The 17,881-nt window shown below is 52.4% G+C and carries 17 protein-coding genes; 11 read left to right on the forward strand and 6 right to left on the reverse strand.

The window, feature by feature from the left end; genetic code table 11:
• Positions 1–34: 34 nt before the first annotated feature.
• From ACHZA2_RS08250 to ACHZA2_RS08260, 3 genes are all read left to right on the forward strand, one after another.
• Entirely contained in the window at positions 35–685 is a 651-nt protein-coding gene (locus ACHZA2_RS08250; protein WP_319579313.1) for a peptidase M50, read from the forward strand.
• A gap of 86 nt (positions 686–771) precedes the next feature.
• Positions 772–1,347 carry a flavodoxin family protein gene (locus tag ACHZA2_RS08255; RefSeq protein WP_319579314.1) on the forward strand — a complete coding sequence of 192 codons (576 nt, stop codon included), beginning with the start codon at positions 772–774 and terminating at the stop codon, positions 1,345–1,347.
• Positions 1,348–1,419: 72 nt separating this feature from the next.
• Entirely contained in the window at positions 1,420–2,340 is a 921-nt protein-coding gene (locus ACHZA2_RS08260) for a hypothetical protein (RefSeq protein WP_319579315.1), read from the forward strand.
• 3 nt (positions 2,341–2,343) lie between these two features.
• Here the strand turns inward: ACHZA2_RS08260 and ACHZA2_RS08265 are convergent, their stop codons facing one another.
• The gene (locus ACHZA2_RS08265) at positions 2,344–2,940 is read right to left on the reverse strand and encodes a chemotaxis protein CheW (RefSeq protein ID WP_319579316.1); all 597 of its coding nucleotides are present in this window, start codon (positions 2,938–2,940) and stop codon (positions 2,344–2,346) included.
• 223 nt (positions 2,941–3,163) lie between these two features.
• On the opposite strand from ACHZA2_RS08265, the gene ACHZA2_RS08270 reads away from it, so the two are divergent.
• Together ACHZA2_RS08270 and hisD are read left to right on the forward strand one after the other, a co-directional pair.
• On the forward strand, positions 3,164–3,706 hold the full coding sequence (locus ACHZA2_RS08270; RefSeq protein ID WP_319579317.1) for a chemotaxis protein CheW: 543 nt from the start codon (positions 3,164–3,166) through the stop codon (positions 3,704–3,706).
• Between the two features lie 54 nt (positions 3,707–3,760).
• The gene (gene hisD, locus ACHZA2_RS08275) at positions 3,761–5,011 is read left to right on the forward strand and encodes a histidinol dehydrogenase (protein WP_319580953.1); all 1,251 of its coding nucleotides are present in this window, start codon (positions 3,761–3,763) and stop codon (positions 5,009–5,011) included.
• Positions 5,012–5,022: 11 nt separating this feature from the next.
• On the opposite strand, the gene brxD is transcribed toward hisD, so the two are convergent.
• From brxD to ACHZA2_RS08295, 4 genes are all read right to left on the reverse strand, one after another.
• Positions 5,023–6,321: a BREX system ATP-binding protein BrxD gene (brxD, locus tag ACHZA2_RS08280; protein ID WP_319579318.1), complete on the reverse strand. Its 1,299-nt coding sequence runs from the start codon at positions 6,319–6,321 to the stop codon at positions 5,023–5,025.
• Complete coding sequence (locus ACHZA2_RS08285) at positions 6,308–8,095, reverse strand: hypothetical protein (RefSeq protein ID WP_319579319.1); 1,788 nt, start codon at positions 8,093–8,095, stop codon at positions 6,308–6,310. Before ACHZA2_RS08285 ends, brxD begins: the two co-directional genes overlap by 14 nt.
• Positions 8,088–8,780 carry a glycosyltransferase family 2 protein gene (locus ACHZA2_RS08290; RefSeq protein WP_319579320.1) on the reverse strand — a complete coding sequence of 231 codons (693 nt, stop codon included), beginning with the start codon at positions 8,778–8,780 and terminating at the stop codon, positions 8,088–8,090. Before ACHZA2_RS08290 ends, ACHZA2_RS08285 begins: the two co-directional genes overlap by 8 nt.
• A 62-nt stretch (positions 8,781–8,842) precedes the next feature.
• Positions 8,843–9,250 (reverse strand): PaaI family thioesterase, encoded by a 408-nt coding sequence (locus tag ACHZA2_RS08295; RefSeq protein ID WP_319579321.1) that lies wholly within the window; start codon positions 9,248–9,250, stop codon positions 8,843–8,845.
• A gap of 185 nt (positions 9,251–9,435) precedes the next feature.
• On the opposite strand from ACHZA2_RS08295, the gene ACHZA2_RS08300 reads away from it, so the two are divergent.
• Genes ACHZA2_RS08300 through ACHZA2_RS08325 form a run of 6 tightly spaced genes read left to right on the forward strand, consistent with a single transcriptional unit; the run spans position 9,436 to position 15,241 of the window.
• Positions 9,436–11,019, forward strand: coding sequence for a CTP synthase (locus tag ACHZA2_RS08300; protein WP_319579322.1), 1,584 nt, complete (start codon positions 9,436–9,438; stop codon positions 11,017–11,019).
• Positions 11,019–11,936 carry a glutamine-hydrolyzing GMP synthase gene (gene guaA / locus ACHZA2_RS08305; protein WP_319579323.1) on the forward strand — a complete coding sequence of 306 codons (918 nt, stop codon included), beginning with the start codon at positions 11,019–11,021 and terminating at the stop codon, positions 11,934–11,936. Before ACHZA2_RS08300 ends, guaA begins: the two co-directional genes overlap by 1 nt.
• 9 nt (positions 11,937–11,945) lie before the next feature.
• Positions 11,946–13,100 (forward strand): acetylornithine transaminase, encoded by a 1,155-nt coding sequence (locus tag ACHZA2_RS08310; RefSeq protein ID WP_319579324.1) that lies wholly within the window; start codon positions 11,946–11,948, stop codon positions 13,098–13,100.
• Positions 13,069–14,142 carry a histidinol-phosphate transaminase gene (gene hisC / locus ACHZA2_RS08315; RefSeq protein WP_319579325.1) on the forward strand — a complete coding sequence of 358 codons (1,074 nt, stop codon included), beginning with the start codon at positions 13,069–13,071 and terminating at the stop codon, positions 14,140–14,142. Before ACHZA2_RS08310 ends, hisC begins: the two co-directional genes overlap by 32 nt.
• Positions 14,136–14,648, forward strand: a complete 513-nt coding sequence (locus tag ACHZA2_RS08320; RefSeq protein ID WP_319539251.1) for an adenylate kinase family protein — start codon at positions 14,136–14,138, stop codon at positions 14,646–14,648. The genes hisC and ACHZA2_RS08320 overlap by 7 nt, the downstream gene beginning before the upstream one ends.
• Positions 14,645–15,241 (forward strand): CDP-alcohol phosphatidyltransferase family protein, encoded by a 597-nt coding sequence (locus ACHZA2_RS08325; RefSeq protein ID WP_319579326.1) that lies wholly within the window; start codon positions 14,645–14,647, stop codon positions 15,239–15,241. Before ACHZA2_RS08320 ends, ACHZA2_RS08325 begins: the two co-directional genes overlap by 4 nt.
• A 13-nt stretch (positions 15,242–15,254) precedes the next feature.
• On the opposite strand, the gene ACHZA2_RS08330 is transcribed toward ACHZA2_RS08325, so the two are convergent.
• Positions 15,255–17,849 (reverse strand): PKD domain-containing protein, encoded by a 2,595-nt coding sequence (locus ACHZA2_RS08330; protein WP_319579327.1) that lies wholly within the window; start codon positions 17,847–17,849, stop codon positions 15,255–15,257.
• Positions 17,850–17,881: the final 32 nt, after the last annotated feature.

A 17,881-nucleotide genomic window follows, 5' to 3' on the forward strand; every position in this document is an offset into this window, starting at 1 on the left:
ATGAACCGATGGCCCTGATTTTATTTATCGACAGATGCTGAACCTGATAGCCATGCATATCTGGGAACAAATACCGCAGAGGGAGCGACGCGATCTTCTGATCGCGTGGCTTGCGCTCTCTGCGGCGTTCACCGTGGCTATGATCGGGACGAGCAGACTTGTGCCGACCCTGATCCTTGAAATGTTCCTGATCTCGATGGTGACTGCGGGAGTTGCGTTCATTGTACACGAGATGGCCCACAAGTTCACTGCAATGAAGTATGGATACTGGGCAGAGTTTCAGATGAACACCACAATGCTTGTTGTGGCCGTCGCAGTAGCTGCACTTGCAAAGGTAGTCTTCGCCGCACCCGGCGCAACCATGATCTATGGTTCCCACATATCAGAGGAAGAGAACGGGAAGATATCACTGGCCGGGCCACTCAGTAATCTGCTTCTTCTGATCCCGTTCTTTCTCCTGCTGATTGCCGGGCTGAATCTCGGTATATTCGAGGTTGCACTGGTCGGGATCATGGGAATCAGGATCAACGCAATGATTGCAGCGTTCAACCTTCTGCCCCTCGGCCCTCTGGATGGTGCAAAGATCCTTCCCTGGAACACTCCGGTCTATATTGCAATGGTTCTTCTCGCGTTTGGGATTCTGTTTTCTGCCCTGAATTATAACCTTACAGGGCCCTTCTTCTAACTCCCTCTTTTACCCTGACAACCCCTTCATGCGTTACTCCAAATCAGTGGTCTGGTTTTTTATCCTGCACATCACATCCATCTGATATGAAAGTGGTTGCATTCTCAGGGAGTCCCAGAAAAGACGGGAATTGTGAGAGGATGATCAGAACTATCTTTGTTGTTCTTGAGGAGGAAGGGATCAAGACAGAACTGGTAAGGATTGGGGGCAGCCTTCTCCAGGGATGTACAGCCTGTAACAAGTGTTACGAGAACCAGGATGAGACCTGTGTCATCACCTCAGACTGCCTGAATGAGTTCGTACAAAAGATGATTGAGGCAGATGGCATTCTCCTCGCCTCTCCGACATACTTTGCTGATGTTACCGCTGAAATGAAAGCGTTCATTGACCGCTGCGGTATGATCGGGAAGGCGAACGGCGATCTCTTTCAGCGAAAGGTGGGTGCAGCCATAATCTCTGTACGCAGGGGTGGGGCAATCCATGCATTTGATACCATCAACCACTTCTTCCTAATCTCCCAGATGATCATCCCGGGGTCAAGTTACTGGAATATGGGTTTCGGGGGGAACCCCGGGGATGTGGAAGGCGATGAGGAAGGGCTCGCGACTATGGAGCTGCTGGGCCATAACATGGCATGGCTTCTGAAAAAGATACACTCATAACAGCCCTCTTTTTAAGGCTCACGCTGCGGCAATGATATCATCAGAGGAGACAAAAGATGTGTGGAGTCCTCCATGGTTCTGGAAGAAGAGATCTATTTTTCATCACATGATACCGCCAGGGAATTTGTAAAAGTGCTCAAAGATCTTGGGATATCATCCCAGGCACGGCAGAAATTTTCCCTGGACGTTCGACTGATGCTCAGTGGAACCTACAAAAATCTCACCGCCATGTTTGATAGCATGATGTCAGACACGGATGCCACAGAGGAAGAGTCAGAGCTGTTTGAAGCTGCACGCGAATATCTGGCTCCACAGCGGGATGCCATCGCCCGGGCACTTGAGAAGTATCAGATTGGGGATCGGGTGGGAGCAGGTGTTATGGATCTTGTCACCGGTGATCGCACACTGGAAGGGGATGAGAATGAAGATACCCTTGAGAAGATCATTGAGGAAGTGTATCTCACCCGGCTGCTTCATCTGAATGATCTTCTGGACATCAGAGAGGACGGTCTCGTTCTTCTAAAGAAGATAGATCCTGACGAATCAACCCTGACGGTGTTTGCAGATGAGATCCCTGAGATCAGGGAAGAAATTCTGGAGAAATACAGCGTAATAAGCACCATCACCGCCGGTGATGATGCCGAATATCACGTATCGGTTGGACCGGAGTTTGTGTTTCTTGAAGACCTCGACAGCATCGGTGAGTTCCTCGAGGAGTATGAGATCGAGGAAGAAGATGGGGCCTCGTTCTTCCCAAGACTCCAGATCAAGCATATCCTGGTATCAGAGATCCTTGCCATGATCAAGGAGGAAGGAAAGGTCTCCAGAGAGGATATTATCACCGAATTTGCGAACCGCGACATTGAGACCAGCGAGGATGGGGCGAGGATCGCATTGCACCTGAGTGGCGACTATATCGATGCTATCCTTGACGATCTTAAAAAAGTCGGTTTCCTCAAGGGAAAGGATCAGAAACTGCGAATTGCAGTCTAATTTCTATTTTTTTTGCAGTGATCTCCAGTTCTCTGAGAAGAGATACTGTGGGTTGAAGAGGGCAGTCAGACGGAATACAATATCCTGGGCCTTCTCTTCGTTTGTAATGGTATGAATCATATCTTCGAAATCTATCCAGACCACCTCGTCGTCTCCTGCTGTATATCTTCTGCTTGACTGGCTGAGAAATCCGTCAAGTGAGAATGTAAAAAAGCCGATCATGAAGTTATTTTGAATGCTGGCACTTGTCCTGTCAAGGAGGGAAACACGGTCTGTCGGAATCTCCATGATCCCGTACACCTCATCTACGACCATCCCAAACCTGGTCGAGGAACCGCTCTCAGGAACAAAGACAATGATCTTCTTCTTTTCCCCTCCTCCTGAAAGCGGGATGATCAGTCTGATATCGATCACTTTGACTACATCGCTGCGCAGGTTGAAGATTCCCGGAATATACTCAGGAGCATTGGGAAGGGGGATCTTCTGTTGATCCTGCACAATCTCCCTGATGTACGAGACCTCTGCCGCATAGGTTCCTTCTCCGAGGGAGAAGAGAAGCAGTCTGTGTAACTGAACGGTTGTATCCATATTCCCTGCCATATTCGCTGTGCTTCGGTACAACGGCAGATGACACCGGAGCAGAAATGATCTGATATTAGTGATAAATCAGGATAGACCTTTGTATATCTTTCCTTGTTGTACTGCCGAACCATGTGACAGAATATGGATGTAGATGTCGCGTGTTCTCAAGGAGTAATCAGGAAGATATCAATACGGGCGAGACACACACTGATATCATACGTCTCCGGCAGGAGACAGGGGGATGCAGGTGGAAGAACTTCTTACCCTTGTGGAGATACAACTTGGAAGAGACCATTACCTGATCGATAGCGACATCATCGATAAGTTCATCCTACCACTCCCGGCAGCCGAGGTGTACGATGCCCCCCCATACATCGAGGGAATGGTTGAATGGAATCAGGAGATGATCCCTGCCATCAACGTCGCACCGCTTCTTGCCATGGACAGGGCAGCAGATTCAAAAAAGAGGCGGAGTATGATCATCCCGGCAGGGAAAGTGATAGATACACCGATGGCCGTATCAGTCGACGAAGTCTGCCAGATCAGGAAGGTGAGATCCACGGAGGTCATGCCGGTGGACATATCGGCCTGTCATGGCATTGAGGACTATGTGAAAGGGATCATCCGGGTGATGGAGGAGACAGGCAATGGCACCGAACAGATGGTCCTGCTGTACCTGAACCTTGAGAAGATGATGCGTGAACTGCTTAAAGGAAAAGTTGCACGCCCCACGCCCGGTTTTTATGTCTGGCGATGGGATACCGGGACGATTGCTCATTCGTAACGCTGCTGATGGCTTACCCATTTTTTACCGGTCAGATCATACGTATATCGCATGGTGTGGACCGCTCTCACGCTTGATACCTGGCTCTCCCGTCAGCAGGCAACACTGACCGGAGTCTCCGGTGCAGTTCAGAATATCATCGATGAGGTAACAGGAAAGGGGGATGTAGCCCTCTTTGATCTGTGTGAGCGGTTTGACAAGGTAAAACTGGATCATCTCCGGATATCGGAAGATGAGATCGATGCTGCATATGAATCGGTTGATCCCGAGATCATCGAGGCACTGACCGAAGCATACTCACGGATATGTGCTTTTCACGAGATTCAGCGGCAGAACGATCTCTGGCTCTCCGGAAGTGAGGATGGTATCACACTCGGTGTGAAGACCACCCCGCTTGAGAGGATCGGGATGTATGTTCCGGGAGGTCGCGCGGCATACCCATCCACTGTGCTGATGTGTGCAGTCCCTGCCCAGGTTGCAGGGGTGAAAGAGATCATCTGTTGTACACCTCCCCCCGCAAACCCGCTGACCCTTGTTGCTGCCGATATCGCGGGAGTGACTGATATCTATACCGTCGGGGGGGCACAGGCTATTGCAGCGATGGCTCTTGGGACCCTGACGATAAAACCAGTTCAGAAGATCGTAGGCCCCGGAAATGCCTATGTTACTGCAGCTAAGATGATGCTCAGGGGAAGAGTTGAGATAGACTTTCCTGCCGGCCCGTCAGAGATCGCGATCATTGCTGATCATACTGCACGCCCCGACTTTATCGCCGCTGATATCCTGGCCCAGTCAGAGCATGATCCTCAAGCAGCATCCGTGCTGATCACAACTGATCCGCAGCTTCCAGCGCAGGTCGGGAACTGGATCGAACGGCTTCTGGCAGAAGCTCCCAGGCATGAGATCATCAGGCAGGCCCTTGCCCAGTCGGGGTATCTGGTCGTGAAGAACATCGCTGATGCGATCACGACGTCAGACAAAATTGCGCCTGAACATCTCTCGATCCAGGTTCAGGACCCGCTTCCGGTTCTTCAGAGCGTCAGGAATGCAGGATCCATTTTTGTCGGCCAGTATGCACCGGTCGCCTGCGGGGATTATGCATCCGGCACAAACCACGTACTTCCCACTGCAGGAAATGCAAAACTGTACTCGGGGCTCAATGTCTCCCACTTCACCAAGACAGCAACGGTTCAGATCATCACCCGTGAAGGGATAGATACCATCGGTGATGTAGTTGAGAGGCTGGCAACTGCCGAAGGACTTCATGCCCATGCAGCATCAGCCCGTATCAGAAGGGAGACCTGATCAGAGCTGTATCAGAACCTGATCTGCATTACCGCTTTTTCTTCATCTGTGAGGATCTCCTGAAGATCCTGTGAATCTGTCTGGTATACGGTCATCGGATCATAATCTGGATAAAGATCGCATTTGTCAAGAACATCGACGAACTCCTTGAGAAAGACCCGCGGGATGACATCGATCCTTCCACCAAATGCGGTGCTCACGCGGTTCACCATCGTCCTGATGAACCGGTGAGAGATCCGGCTCCTATCCACCTCACCGTATGCTTCTTCGTATACACTGGCTATCCGCTGGGCCACCTCTTCCAGACGATCGGGACTAAACGGTTTAAGCAGGATCTGCGGCTGGCGGGGATTGGGAAACTCCCCGTCCTTCGGAGTCTGGCCGATCCGATCGTACAGAGGAGTGATGGGTCTCATACCCCGGGGCCCGTCATATAGCATCGGTGTTCCGGCACATATGAGATACCAGCGGGGGAGCAGGCCCCCGTCGATTGCGTCGATGATCCTGACCAGGTTCTGAAATCCCCTCTCGCGAAGGTTGCGGGGAAAGGTCTGGGTTATCTCGAGTTCATCTATGGCAACCACGCAGCCTTTGTACCCGGCCCCGGTCACAAACACCGGCAGGGCCTCAAGAAGGGGAAATATTGACGAGTCCCCGATGTCTCCGCGAATTCCTGCCTTCTGTCTCAGATCCCTGCCAATATTGGGATCGCCGCAGAGCCACCCGATGGCTGCCTGGGAAGTTCTGAAGTCTGCCGCGTTATTTGCAAGATAGTAGGTTCTGATGACGGCGGCGATCGGTGCATTCAACAGACTGATATCTGCAAGAGCAAACTCAACCTCGCGAAGTGTGAGCTCTTCAAGACGATCAACAGGAATGGCTGCCCCTTCCCGTGCACTTACACGCTGTTCGATCCCGAACAGCCAGGCATCGATGATCGATCTGAACGCCTGCTGCTCTCCACCAGCATGGAGCGAGGTTGCGATCTGTGCATACAGGGATCGGAGACGATGTAGCGGGGAGACCGGTGATATCGCAACGTGGGCAGTTACAAATCCTTTCTTTCGTGCGATCTCAAGGGCACGTGCGATGAGGAACGTCTTCCCGCTTCCATACTCGCCTCTGATGAACTTGATATCTGCACCACCCATCGCGACCAGATCCATCTGATCCGCGATCACCTGTTCCTCAGTGGAGAGTCCTACCGCAAACCGCCCAAGCCCCTGGGCAGGAACCGTCCCCCGCCTGAGTGCGTTGATGATCCCGATGCTCTCAAGCACCGATGCATCAGAGATATCAGGGGCCTGCATACCTGTACACCTCTCCGAACTCTGAGTACCCCTCCTTCTCTGCAAGGTGGACGCCCTGTTCTTCTGCTTTTCGCATGATTCTGTTCATCAGCCCTGCTACCCTGCGTGTTCCCGCCACTCTTCTGAGATCCATCTCATTACAGACCCGGTGTTTGCGAAGGTATTCAACTACTGATTCTTCGCCGGGATCAAGCCATGAGAGAGAGATCTGATTCCCGGTACTCACAGGATTTTGTGTTTTTGCTATCGGGCAGATCTGTGATGGGAGATAATCTGGAAGAACCTGAGTTTTAGATGCTACGAGGAGGGCAAAAAGTGATTCGGCTATAGTGGTTGCATCAACCGGGACAATGGCCAGTCCTGCCAGTGAGTGCTCAAGGGCTCTGTCCGGACTTCCGCTCTGGAGATCCTGTTCGGCGGCAAGAGTGAGGCAGCGGGCGTAGACCTCGCGTCCATGCTGGGAGAGCAGTGCAATTCTCTCATCAAATCTCTGATTCAGAGATGAGATCAGATCGTGATCAGGGTCCGCCATTGCCAGGATCCCGTCGGCAACTGCCTCGAGATCTCTTGCCTTCCTGACTGTTTTCAGAATGTATCCGAGGATCTTTTTCTGCTCCCTCTTCTCACCGGCCCTGGCGAGATATGATGAATATGCAAGCCCGGCGTTGGTGAGATCTGATCTGAAGGCCTGAAGAAAGATACGTTTTGCATCCTCATGCCTCCCCACTTCTCCACACCATTCTGCAATCCTAACCAGAATACCAGTAGGGAGGTCAGATCCTGAAAGGGTGAGGACATGGTCAAGAGCTGCTTCAGGCCCTTTTATTCTGATCAGAAGATTGCGATAGGATGAGAACCATTTTGTGGGATCTGGCAGACTCCTGCTTTCATCTCCAAAGAGAACCTTCTGATAAAGGTCAAGGGCCTGTTCCGGCCCGGATACTGATTCAAGGAGGGGTATTCCCTGCAACTGGTACTCAGATTCGCCACTCTTTGCAAGCCATGTTGACCAGACCCCGAGTGCTTCCCTGATGAGATCCCGGGAGGAGAGAAACCTGACGTACCGGGATGCCAGATCTGCAGATGGACCCCTTTTGAGCTGGATGAGGAACTCCCGATCTGCCTGATCCGGATTGACCTGAATCAGCGCCTCACAGTAGAGGAGAGTAAGATCGCTATCCTTCTGATAACCGTGAGATGCCTCGATCTCGTCAGTAAGATCCTGATATCTTCCTGATACGAGGAGCAGGTCTAGATATATCCTGAAACATTCAGCCGGTGATCCGGCCTGCTGGTATCTCGTGATCCCTTCCTCGTACTCACCGAGAGCATAATGACATTTCAGGAGCCCGGCCAGATCCTCTGGGTCACCGGTGAGAAGGGCGAGTCTTCGAAACAGGCAGACCGCAGCACGATGATCTCCAGCTCCGGAAAGGTACCTGGCGTACCTTCTGATTCCTTCCGGATGATCTGGTGTTAACTTGACCGCTTTGGCATACTCAGTCCGGGCCCCCTCGTCTCCCTTCTGCTCCAGTACTTTACCCAGGTATAAACAGACTTCTGCTGAATCAGGAACCCTTGCCCTGAGATCACGCAGACATACCTCGGCGTCGTCAAGTGAACCATTGCTGTACAGACAGATCGCTTCGAGGATCTGGATCCTTGTATCGATGGATCTTGGGGGGGTGGAATGGATCAGGTCGAGGCAGGCGGAATATTTCTGCTGTTCGAACAGTCTGAATGCCTCATATCTGATTCCTTCAGTATCAGTCATGGGCCCCGATACCCAGTCGCAGACGTAGAAGAGTGGAAAACATGGAGAATGCATCAGAGGTCTGAAGTCTGGAATCGCCGGTATCGTTCCATACAACAGGCACTTCCAGAACCTGAAGCCCGGCCCGTCTTAAGTGCCAGAGGAGTTCCACATCAAACTCAAATCCTTTTGCACGTAAATCCGGGAGAACCCGGTCAACAGCATCCTTGCGAAAGACCTTTGCTCCGCACTGGGTATCGTAGAACTGCAGGCCGAAGAGAAGTCTGATGATGAGATTAAACGCCCTGCTCTGGAACCGTCTTGACAGAGGCTGGTGAATCTCGATTGTCGATTCGGGCATGTGGCGGGAACCGATGATGCCGGCATTATCACCGATCTGGTTTATAAGGCGTATCATCTCGGAGTATTCTGTGGAATTATCCGCATCCATGAATCCGATCAGTGGGGCATTAGCGGCCCTGAACCCCTCATAGACCCCGCCACCTTTTCCGAGCCTGTGTGAATATTTCAGGCACCGGACCGCAAGATCCGGGTGCCCTGATGAGAACTCCTGTATCACTTCCGGGGTCCGGTCGGTCCCGTCACAGACAAAGATGAACTCTGCCTGCGGGTCGGAGAGGCTCTGCAGAAGCTTCCCGATCCGCTTCTCCTCATTGTATGCCGGAATAATGATACTGTATCTCATTGACAGTGGCTTCCCAGCTGGTTCTCCGTATGTGGTTTTATAGATTCTGGGGATCCTGTCCGTTATCGTACAATAAATGACGCAGAACACCTGGCAAGTTCATTTTTTCCGTCAGCACTGCAGACTCTTCCTTCGGTAAAGATGATCTGCCTGCCTTTTCTGACCACCCATGCTTCTGCAAGAACGATCTCTCCTGCCCTGACTCCACGGAGAAATGTTGTTGTACTGGATATGGTTGCTATCATCTGTCCGTCATCAAGCAGGGTATAAATTGCAAGAGCCATCGCCTCATCAACGAGGGAGGTGTACATCCCTCCCTGAAGCCAGCCCTCCCCGTTGGTCATATCCGGCCTGACTGTCATCTCAAGGCAGGCCCTGCCCTCCCCATATGTTTTGGGCTGTATCCCCATGAGACAGAAGAACGGGTTTGCTTTCTGACCTGAATTTTTGATATCATCAAGATATGACATTTACATATGGCTTCTTTCACCAGAGGGAAGAAGATGGCGATGATCAGCCTCGCGGGCCGGGCCCGGTCCACTCTTTCAGGAGAAGATATCCCTGAAGCCAGGGTTTAAAGCCCTATGAGTCGTGGGCCGTTTGGTATTAGAGGGATCGAAACCAACTCTTCTGCTGAGTTTTTCTGAGGGGAGGCATGAAGTATATCTTTATCACCGGCGGCGTGATGAGTGGTCTTGGCAAAGGGATCACCGCTGCATCAATAGGACGGCTTTTGAAAAACCGGGGATATAATGTCACTGCGGTCAAGATCGATCCATACCTGAATATCGACGCCGGAACCATGAATCCGGCCCAGCATGGTGAGGTATATGTTCTCCATGATGGGGGCGAGGTGGATCTCGACCTTGGCAATTATGAACGGTTCCTTGATATCGAACTGAACTCATCCCACAATATTACCACCGGGAAGGTCTACCGGCTTGTCATCGACAAGGAACGCAGGGGAGACTACCTTGGTCAGACTGTCCAAATAATCCCCCATATCACCGATCAGATCAAGGAGTGCATCCGGTTAGCTGCATCTGAAAAGGTCTTTGACGGGAAGGAAGCTGACATATGCATCGTTGAGGTTGGTGGGACTGTCGGTGACATTGAGAGTATGCCATTCCTTGAATCTGTCAGGCAGATGCGCAGCGAACTGCCCCCGGAAGACCGCGCGCTCGTTCATGTCACTCTGATGCCCTCGGACTCGATGGGTGATCTCAAGACCAAGCCGACCCAGCATTCTGTGAAGGCACTCCGTGAGTTAGGGCTCTTTACTGATATCATCGTAGGGAGAAGCGAACGCCCGATATCACTCAATACCAAGAAAAAGATCTCCTCTCTCTGTGATATTCCCCAGTACGCGGTCATCAGTGCAACCACCGCACCAGATATCTACCAGGTCCCGATGGAACTTGAGAAGGAGGGACTCTCCAAGGTTCTCTGTCAGCACCTGAAACTGGCAAACGAACCACTTGATCCTGACTGGTATCGTATCGTCACAAGGGAGTACACCCAGCGTGTGACTGTTGGGATCGTGAGCAAGTATGGCAAAGAGGATGTCTACCTCTCGATAAAAGAGGCACTCAAACACGCCGGCAGGGCACTCTCGACCGAGGTCTCGATCCGCTGGCTTGATGCAGAACGCGTTGAGAGAGCAGAACTCAGGGAATGTGACGGCATCCTGATTCCGGGGGGGTTCGGTGTCAGAGGTATTGAAGGGAAGATCAGTGCGATACAACTAGCACGCGAGGAGAAGATCCCATTGCTCGGGCTCTGTCTCGGGTTCCAACTCTCGGTTGTCGAGTTTGCAAGACACGTAGTTGGATGGTCTGATGCCTGCAGCAGTGAATGCGCCAAGGGCACTGAAGTGATAACCATCCTTCCTGAGCAGGATGGGGTGGAGGATCTCGGAGGGACAATGCGCCTTGGAGATTACCAGATATCAGTAAAGCCGGGAACCCTTGCGATGAAGTTGTATGGTGCCAGTGAGATCACCGAGCGTCATCGTCACAGGTACGAGGTGGAACCTTCCTACATCGCGGAGATGGAGAATGCAGGCCTTGTGTTCTCAGGGACCTGGGGGAACCGGATGGAGATCGTTGAGATCCCCGAACATCCGTTCTTCTTTGCGACCCAGTTCCATCCCGAATTCAGGTCACGCCCGACACGGCCGTCACCGCCGTTCCTCGGGTTCGTTGAAGCAGCACTGAAGATGAAGAAGGGGGTAGAGTAATGGTCAAGGTTGAGAAGTTCATTACAGAGTCGATCAGGAAGATTCAGGAGGAGGCAGGAGATGGGCATGCGGTCATCGCCCTCTCTGGCGGTGTTGACAGTTCAGTCTGCGCAGAACTGGCATCTCGTGCCATCGGCGAGAAACTGATCCCGATCTATGTTGATACCGGGCTGATGCGTAAGGGAGAGACCAGACGGATCAGCGAGATCTTCGGGCATCTGGGAGTCCGTGTAATCGACGCAGGCGAGGAGTTCATCACGGCCCTAGCCGGTGAGGCAGATCCTGAAAAGAAACGCAAGATCATTGGTGAGAAGTTTATCAGGGTCTTTGAACGGGAGGCACGGGCAACTGGTGCAAAATACCTGCTCCAGGGAACGATCTACCCAGACTGCATCGAGAGCGAAGGTGGGATCAAGAGCCATCATAACGTGGGTGGCATGCCACTCTCGATGGAGTTTAGCAAAGTGATAGAGCCGCTTCGCGAACTCTACAAAGACGAGGTCAGGGAGGTTGCAGAGGCACTCGGTCTCCCGAGTGAGATCGTTCACAGGATGCCTTTCCCGGGACCGGGACTCTCGGTCAGGGTTGTGGGAGCAGTCACCCGCGAGGCGATAGAGGTTGTCAGAGAGGCCAACGCGATCGTAGAAGACGTTCTGGTCGAGAAGTACCGTCCATGGCAGTGCCTTGCAGCCCTTGTCGGCCTCGGGACCGGCGTAAAAGGCGACAACCGTTTGCATGGCTGGATCGTTGCCGTGAGAGCAGTAAACTCACGTGACGGGATGACCGCCGATCCAATAGAGATCTCCTGGGAAGACCTGGCAGAGATCCAGGGGCGGATTACCTCAACCATTCCGGCAGTTTCAAGGGTTGTATATGACATCACCCCCAAACCGCCGGCAACCATCGAATATGAATGAGATGAAATAATGAAGTTCGAATCAGATTATCGGGAACTCGAATCGCAATATATCATGCCTGCATTCAGCAGGGAGATTATGATCACCAAAGGGTCCGGCTGCACAGTCACCGACGCAGATGGAAAGCAGTACCTTGACCTTGTAGCAGGAATCGCAGTCTGTAGTACAGGCCACTGTCACCCCAAAGTAGTCAAGGCAATCACAGAGCAGGCAACAGACCTTATCCACTGCTCAAATCTGTACTATGTTCCTCACCAGGGTGCTCTTGCAAAGAAACTAGTTGAGATATCCGGACTCCCGGGAAAGGCAAAAGCGTTCTTTTCCAACTCCGGAGCAGAGGCTATGGAGGGAGCTCTCAAACTTGCCAGGATCAGAACAGGGAAGAAAGAGGTCGTCGCCTGTGAGGGAGGATTTCATGGACGGACCATGGGTTCCCTTGCCTGTACCCACAAACCGGCGATAAGGGATCCGTTCATGCCTCTTCAGCCGTTCACCACGTTTGTACCCTACGGCGATGCAGATGCACTGAAGGCCGCAATAACATCAGAAACCGCAGCCGTGGTTCTTGAACCGATCCAGGGTGAGGGGGGTGTTATCACTCCGCCGGCCGGTTACCTGAAACAGGTCAGAGAGATCTGTGATTCAAACGGTGTGCTTCTCATCGTGGATGAGGTTCAGAGTGGAATGGGCCGGACCGGGCAATGGTTTGCCTTCCAGGAGGATGGAATACTACCTGATGTCATCACCATGGCAAAGGCGATCGCGAGCGGATTTCCGATGGGTGCCATCGTTGCACGTGAAGGGCTCGAATTTGGAAAGTCAGAGCATGGAAGTACCTTTGCCGGTGGTCCCATCGCCTGCGCTGCAGCCCTTGCCTCCATCGATGTGATCGGAGAATTACTCCCGGAAGTTGCAGCGAAAGGTGAGCGGTTCAGGGCAGCCCTTGCCCATCTCAACCCCCGGGTCAGGGGACTGATGATCGGAATCACCATCGGTGATCACTGTGCTGATGTTCAGAAGGAGTGTGCCGCCCACGGTCTGCTTGTCAACTGTGCTGCGCACGGGAACCTCAGGCTTGTTCCACCGCTGACCATCACAAACGCCGAGATAGACCAGGCAACAGGTATCATCAATGCCGCAGTCAGTAAATTCACTCGTACGTGATATCTATCAGCAGGAAGGGTACGTGTATGCACGCTCTCCTGAAGAGATAGCAGCGATATACGGATTTTCAAGGGTTGCACGGCTTGCCAGCAACGAAAACCCGTTCGGCCCCTCCCCTCTTGCTGTTGCGGCGGTGCAGAAAGCCCTTGCTACCGTGCACCGGTACCCTGATGCAGGTGGATCAGGGAGCTTGGTTCAGGCACTCAGGGATTACCACGGAGATTATGAGTTTGTAGCCGGGGTAGGAATGGATGGGGTCATTGAGACCTGTATCCGGGTACTGGTGAACCCCGGCGAGGCTGTTGCAGTATCGGTCCCGACCTTCTCGTTCTACGGGCTTGCGGCAAAAGCACAGGGAGCTGAAGTCATCAGTATTCCCCGGAGAGATGACTTCACCGTTGATGTTGATGCCTTCATCAAGGCCGCGAAAAAGGCAAAGATAGCGTTCCTCTGCAGTCCGAACAACCCGACCGGAACCCTCACATCACGTGCAGACATTGAGAGGATCGCAGAGGCACTGGATGGTATCCTCTTCCTTGACAACGCGTATGTGGAGTTTTCAGAGATGGATTACTGTGACCTGATGCAGAAGCATGAGAATCTTATCATCGGACGGACGATGTCGAAGGTCTTCGGTCTGGCTGGATGCCGGATCGGGTATGCCTTTGTCCCGTCATGGCTGAAGCCGGTGTACGAAAAGGCGGCAACTCCCTTCACGGTGAACACCCTCTCACTTGCTGCAGCAACCGGTGCCCTCTCTGACCTGGAGTATGTTGAGCGCTATATCAGGCATGTGAGATCCTGGATTCAGAAATTCCGTGACACCTGCAGACTGCCGGTTCTTCCGGGAGGAGCCAACTTCGTGATGATCAACACAGCACCGATGACTGGTGATGAGTGTGCGGCATTACTTGCTGAGAAAGGGGTAATCGTCAGGTCCTGCCGGTCATTCCCGGGTCTTGCAGATCACTACATCAGGGTCTGCGTCGGTGATGACTGGGAGTGTGAACAGTTCCTCTCCGGAATCAACCAGATATGCTGATCGCCCTGACCGGAACGCCGGGGACCGGGAAGTCTACCGTCGCAGATGAACTGTCGCGGCGGGGTCATCCGGTTGTCAGGGCGAACGATACCATCGGTCCGTACATCATCGAAGAGGATGAGGAGCGGCAGGCCCATGTCATCGACGCAGACCGGTGGCGGGACGAGTTCTCTCTGCAGGAAGGAATTGTCGAAGGACATCTCACCCACCTGCTTCAGGCATCCCATGTCATTGTTCTCAGGTGCCGTCCTGATATCCTGAAGGAGCGACTTGCTGCCCGGGGATATCATGAGGAAAAGATCGCTGAGAATGTGGAGGCAGAACTGCTTGATGTTGTGCTCATCGAGGCAATGGAAGAGCACACCCCTGAGATGATATATGAGATAGATGCAACCGATAAGACAGTTGCCGAGGTTGCAGAAATGGTAGAAGGGATCATGACCGGAGATGTACCACCTGGACACGGAATTGTGGACTGGCTTGCCACCTGTGCGGACTTATTATGACACTTGACTCATACAGGACCCAGGTTAAACCTATCATCGATCCGATTGTTTCAGCAACGGTGAGGATCGGTCTCACCCCGAACTTCTGTACCATTCTCTCCCTTCTTGCTGCAGCAGGAGGAGGCTACGCCTTTTTCAGGGGGGATATTCTCTTTGGAACCTGTGGTGTGATCCTGAATGCCTTCTTTGACGGGCTTGACGGGGCGATGGCACGAACCCTCGGTCAGCAGGGGCTCAGGGGAGACTTTTTGGATCACACGGTTGATCGGTATGCTGACATCTTCATCCTCTGTGGGATTTTTTCAGGGCCGCTCTGTGCCTGGTGGATCGGTGTTCTTGGACTTACCGGGGTGCTGATGTCATCATACATGGGAACACAAGCACAGGCTGTCGGTGTGGGACGGTTTTATGGCGGTCTTCTCGGGCGGGCCGATCGTCTCGCTCTCCTGATAGCGGTATGCATAGTCAGCCAGTTCATCCCTACAGAACTTCTTGGGCTCAGCCTCTTTGCATGGCTGCTTCTGATCTTTGGCATACTCGGGCATGTGACAGCAGCCCAACGGTTTGCCCATGTCTGGAAGCAACTGCCCTGATTCTGAAAAAAGGTTAGATCGCCGGGGTCACAAGGGTCCCCGGATTCCCCATATAGAGCCAGTATCCCTGCTTCGGGTCAATCAACTGTCCACTCTCATTTTCTTTCTGAACCGGTGCATCGTACTGCTGGGACTGTGCATTAAAGCCTAGAATATATGACCAGTCCTGATCCCGGAGTATTGTATCCGGGGAAGTCAGGTTCGTCCCTGGGATACTCATCAGGTTCCAACCGGCTGAGAGAGGCCGGGTAAGGTTTCCTTCAGGTCCGGCGGTTGCCATCGGCAGAGTGACCCCGGCAGGTTTTGCTGCATATATCCAGACAGCAGTGAGAGGGTCAAGATGGGTATCTTTTGTCACTCTCTTCCACTGGTCTGTTGTACTGTCCCACGAGTAGAGCGAATGGCTTGCCGTGTCTACGCTGGCAAAGATTTCCATCGTATCCTCTCCGGGTTCCAGGCTGAACGGTGTGGAGACAAGGTTCCATCCTGGTGAAAGGGTCAGGGTCTGATAGGAGGGAGGGATTGCCACTATGTAGTCTTGTTTGGCAATGTCTTCACACCCGCCTGCATCACAGGCCTGTAGTTTTGGACTGTACGCGCCGGGTGTCGTATAGGTATGGAAAGGGTTCTGTTCTGAAGTCGGCTTGCTGCCGTCACCAAAATCTATAGACCACTGGTATGGACTACCTGTTATCTTAAAGGATGTGGACAACGGGGCAGTTCCTCGCCGTGGAAGCCCGGTAAGATCATACTTTACCTCTTTTTGACTTGCAATCCTGACATCATGAGTCACACTCTTATGGCAGTCACCTTTTCCCCAGACGGTCAGGGAGACGTTGAACACTCCTTCCTGCGTGTACTGATGTTCCATCCGTGCCTCGGTCCCGGTTACATCATCGCCGAAGTCCCAGGATCGCTTTGACTCGTACCCTGTGGTGGTGTCAGTAAAGGTAATCGTTGCCGGGGCAACTCCTGAAGAAGGGTTCATCGAGAAGGATGGATGCGGAACCTCATACACCTGGATATAATCAGACTTGGTCACGTTCTCCTGGCGGTCGGGAAATTCTTTCACAAGTGTGACCGAGTATATTCCTGGAAACTGGTAACTATGGAACGGGTTGTTTTCCGTGCTTGTCTCACCATCGCCAAAGTCCCACTTCTGCTTCTCTGCAAGTGATGCGGGTGGTGCAGTACTGAACTGGACACTGTGTGGGGCACACCCCTCGAGCGGTGTGGCAGTGAAGTCAATCGGGTTTTTAGGATTGACTGAAACCCTTGCGGAGGTTTTTGCCGTACAGCCGCAGGTACCAAGAACTGAAAGGCTTACATTATACTCACCAGGTTCACTGTATCGATGGGTTGGTGCTGCACTCTCTGATGTGGCAGAATCACCAAAATCCCATATATACCTGAGTCCTTCACCTGCATCTGATCTGAATTTCACCGTCGCTTCATCATCGCCTCGATCAGAGAATATCCTGGGTGAATCTACAGTGACAAACCCCGGTTTGATGACATCGCTGCAATATCCGTTGTAACAGTAATGGAGTCCGACATCGTAGCTCCCGCTGAATCCGTAGCAATGAGAACCGTGAGCATCAGGCGAGGTTGTGTTATCTCCAAACATCCAGAGCCATGACTGCGGTGGATTGATCATATCAAGATCAACGCAGAGAGGAGCGATCCCACGCCGTGGTGATCCGTTAATGTCAGGTGCATACTTGGATGTGGCATGAATGTAATCAGTCCTTGTCAGAGTATAACTGGCCTCTGCGATGGAGTATGTCAGGGTGACTGTGTAATTGCCTGGCTTATCGTAGTAATGGCCGGGATTTTTTTCGTATGAGGTGGTCCCGTCCCCGAAGTCCCAGGAGAATGTCTCTGCAGGGCCGGTGACGAGAAACTTGGTTGAGAGAGGGGCGACTCCTTCCAGTTTTTCGGCAGTGAAATTGACCTCTTCTCCAGGAGAGACCTGGATGTAGTTGTATTTTGATATCTTATCGCAGGCCCCGCCTGCACAGTAGGTCAGGGTTGGTGAGTAATATCCTGGGTGCTGATACAGGTGTTTTGGATTAGCGTCGCTGCTCTCTTCTCCGTCATCAAAATCCCAGAGAATACTTGTAGGGTTTCCCGTCAACTCAAACTGGACGGTCAGCGGGACGGTTCCGTTCACGGGATCAGCGGTATAATCCACAAGTTCGGCGGGATTTTTGACCTTTATGTAATCCTCCTTGTTGACCTCACCCGTGATCTCACCGACAGAGTACTTCAGTTTCACCCAGTATGAACCAGCCTTCTGGTAACAGTGAACCGGATTTCGGGCACTAGAGGTACTCCCGTCCCCAAAGTCCCAGAGATAATCACCAAACGGTCCGTCAAGATTGAACTTGGCACAGACCGGGGGATATCCTTCGAGAGGAGATGCCGTAAAATCAACGGCCCATTCCGCAGTCACTGTCCCGTTCTCGTACTCTGCTGTCACCGTTTCATTATCTGTATTCACAAGATCGGCAGTGGCAGACCAGATGAATGATGATCCACATATCATCCCTGCGATAAAGATCCAGAGCAGACTCCTGTGCGTATTGATACCGGATGATCTGATCATATTTCCTGATTAGATATCGGGTCAGAAAAGAA

Source organism: uncultured Methanospirillum sp. (assembly GCF_963668415.2).
In the GTDB taxonomy this organism is placed as follows: domain Archaea; phylum Halobacteriota; class Methanomicrobia; order Methanomicrobiales; family Methanospirillaceae; genus Methanospirillum.

Coding starts and splice junctions, on each gene's coding strand:
- ACHZA2_RS08250 (WP_319579313.1), top strand. CDS start 35: ATGCTGAACCTGATAGCCATGCATATCTGGGAACAAATACCGCAGAGG.
- ACHZA2_RS08255 (WP_319579314.1), top strand. CDS start 772: ATGAAAGTGGTTGCATTCTCAGGGAGTCCCAGAAAAGACGGGAATTGT.
- ACHZA2_RS08260 (WP_319579315.1), top strand. CDS start 1,420: ATGGTTCTGGAAGAAGAGATCTATTTTTCATCACATGATACCGCCAGG.
- ACHZA2_RS08265 (WP_319579316.1), bottom strand. CDS start 2,940: ATGGCAGGGAATATGGATACAACCGTTCAGTTACACAGACTGCTTCTC.
- ACHZA2_RS08270 (WP_319579317.1), top strand. CDS start 3,164: ATGCAGGTGGAAGAACTTCTTACCCTTGTGGAGATACAACTTGGAAGA.
- brxD (WP_319579318.1), bottom strand. CDS start 6,321: ATGCAGGCCCCTGATATCTCTGATGCATCGGTGCTTGAGAGCATCGGG.
- ACHZA2_RS08285 (WP_319579319.1), bottom strand. CDS start 8,095: ATGACTGATACTGAAGGAATCAGATATGAGGCATTCAGACTGTTCGAA.
- ACHZA2_RS08290 (WP_319579320.1), bottom strand. CDS start 8,780: ATGAGATACAGTATCATTATTCCGGCATACAATGAGGAGAAGCGGATC.
- ACHZA2_RS08295 (WP_319579321.1), bottom strand. CDS start 9,250: ATGTCATATCTTGATGATATCAAAAATTCAGGTCAGAAAGCAAACCCG.
- ACHZA2_RS08300 (WP_319579322.1), top strand. CDS start 9,436: ATGAAGTATATCTTTATCACCGGCGGCGTGATGAGTGGTCTTGGCAAA.
- guaA (WP_319579323.1), top strand. CDS start 11,019: ATGGTCAAGGTTGAGAAGTTCATTACAGAGTCGATCAGGAAGATTCAG.
- ACHZA2_RS08310 (WP_319579324.1), top strand. CDS start 11,946: ATGAAGTTCGAATCAGATTATCGGGAACTCGAATCGCAATATATCATG.
- hisC (WP_319579325.1), top strand. CDS start 13,069: ATGCCGCAGTCAGTAAATTCACTCGTACGTGATATCTATCAGCAGGAA.
- ACHZA2_RS08320 (WP_319539251.1), top strand. CDS start 14,136: ATGCTGATCGCCCTGACCGGAACGCCGGGGACCGGGAAGTCTACCGTC.
- ACHZA2_RS08325 (WP_319579326.1), top strand. CDS start 14,645: ATGACACTTGACTCATACAGGACCCAGGTTAAACCTATCATCGATCCG.
- ACHZA2_RS08330 (WP_319579327.1), bottom strand. CDS start 17,849: ATGATCAGATCATCCGGTATCAATACGCACAGGAGTCTGCTCTGGATC.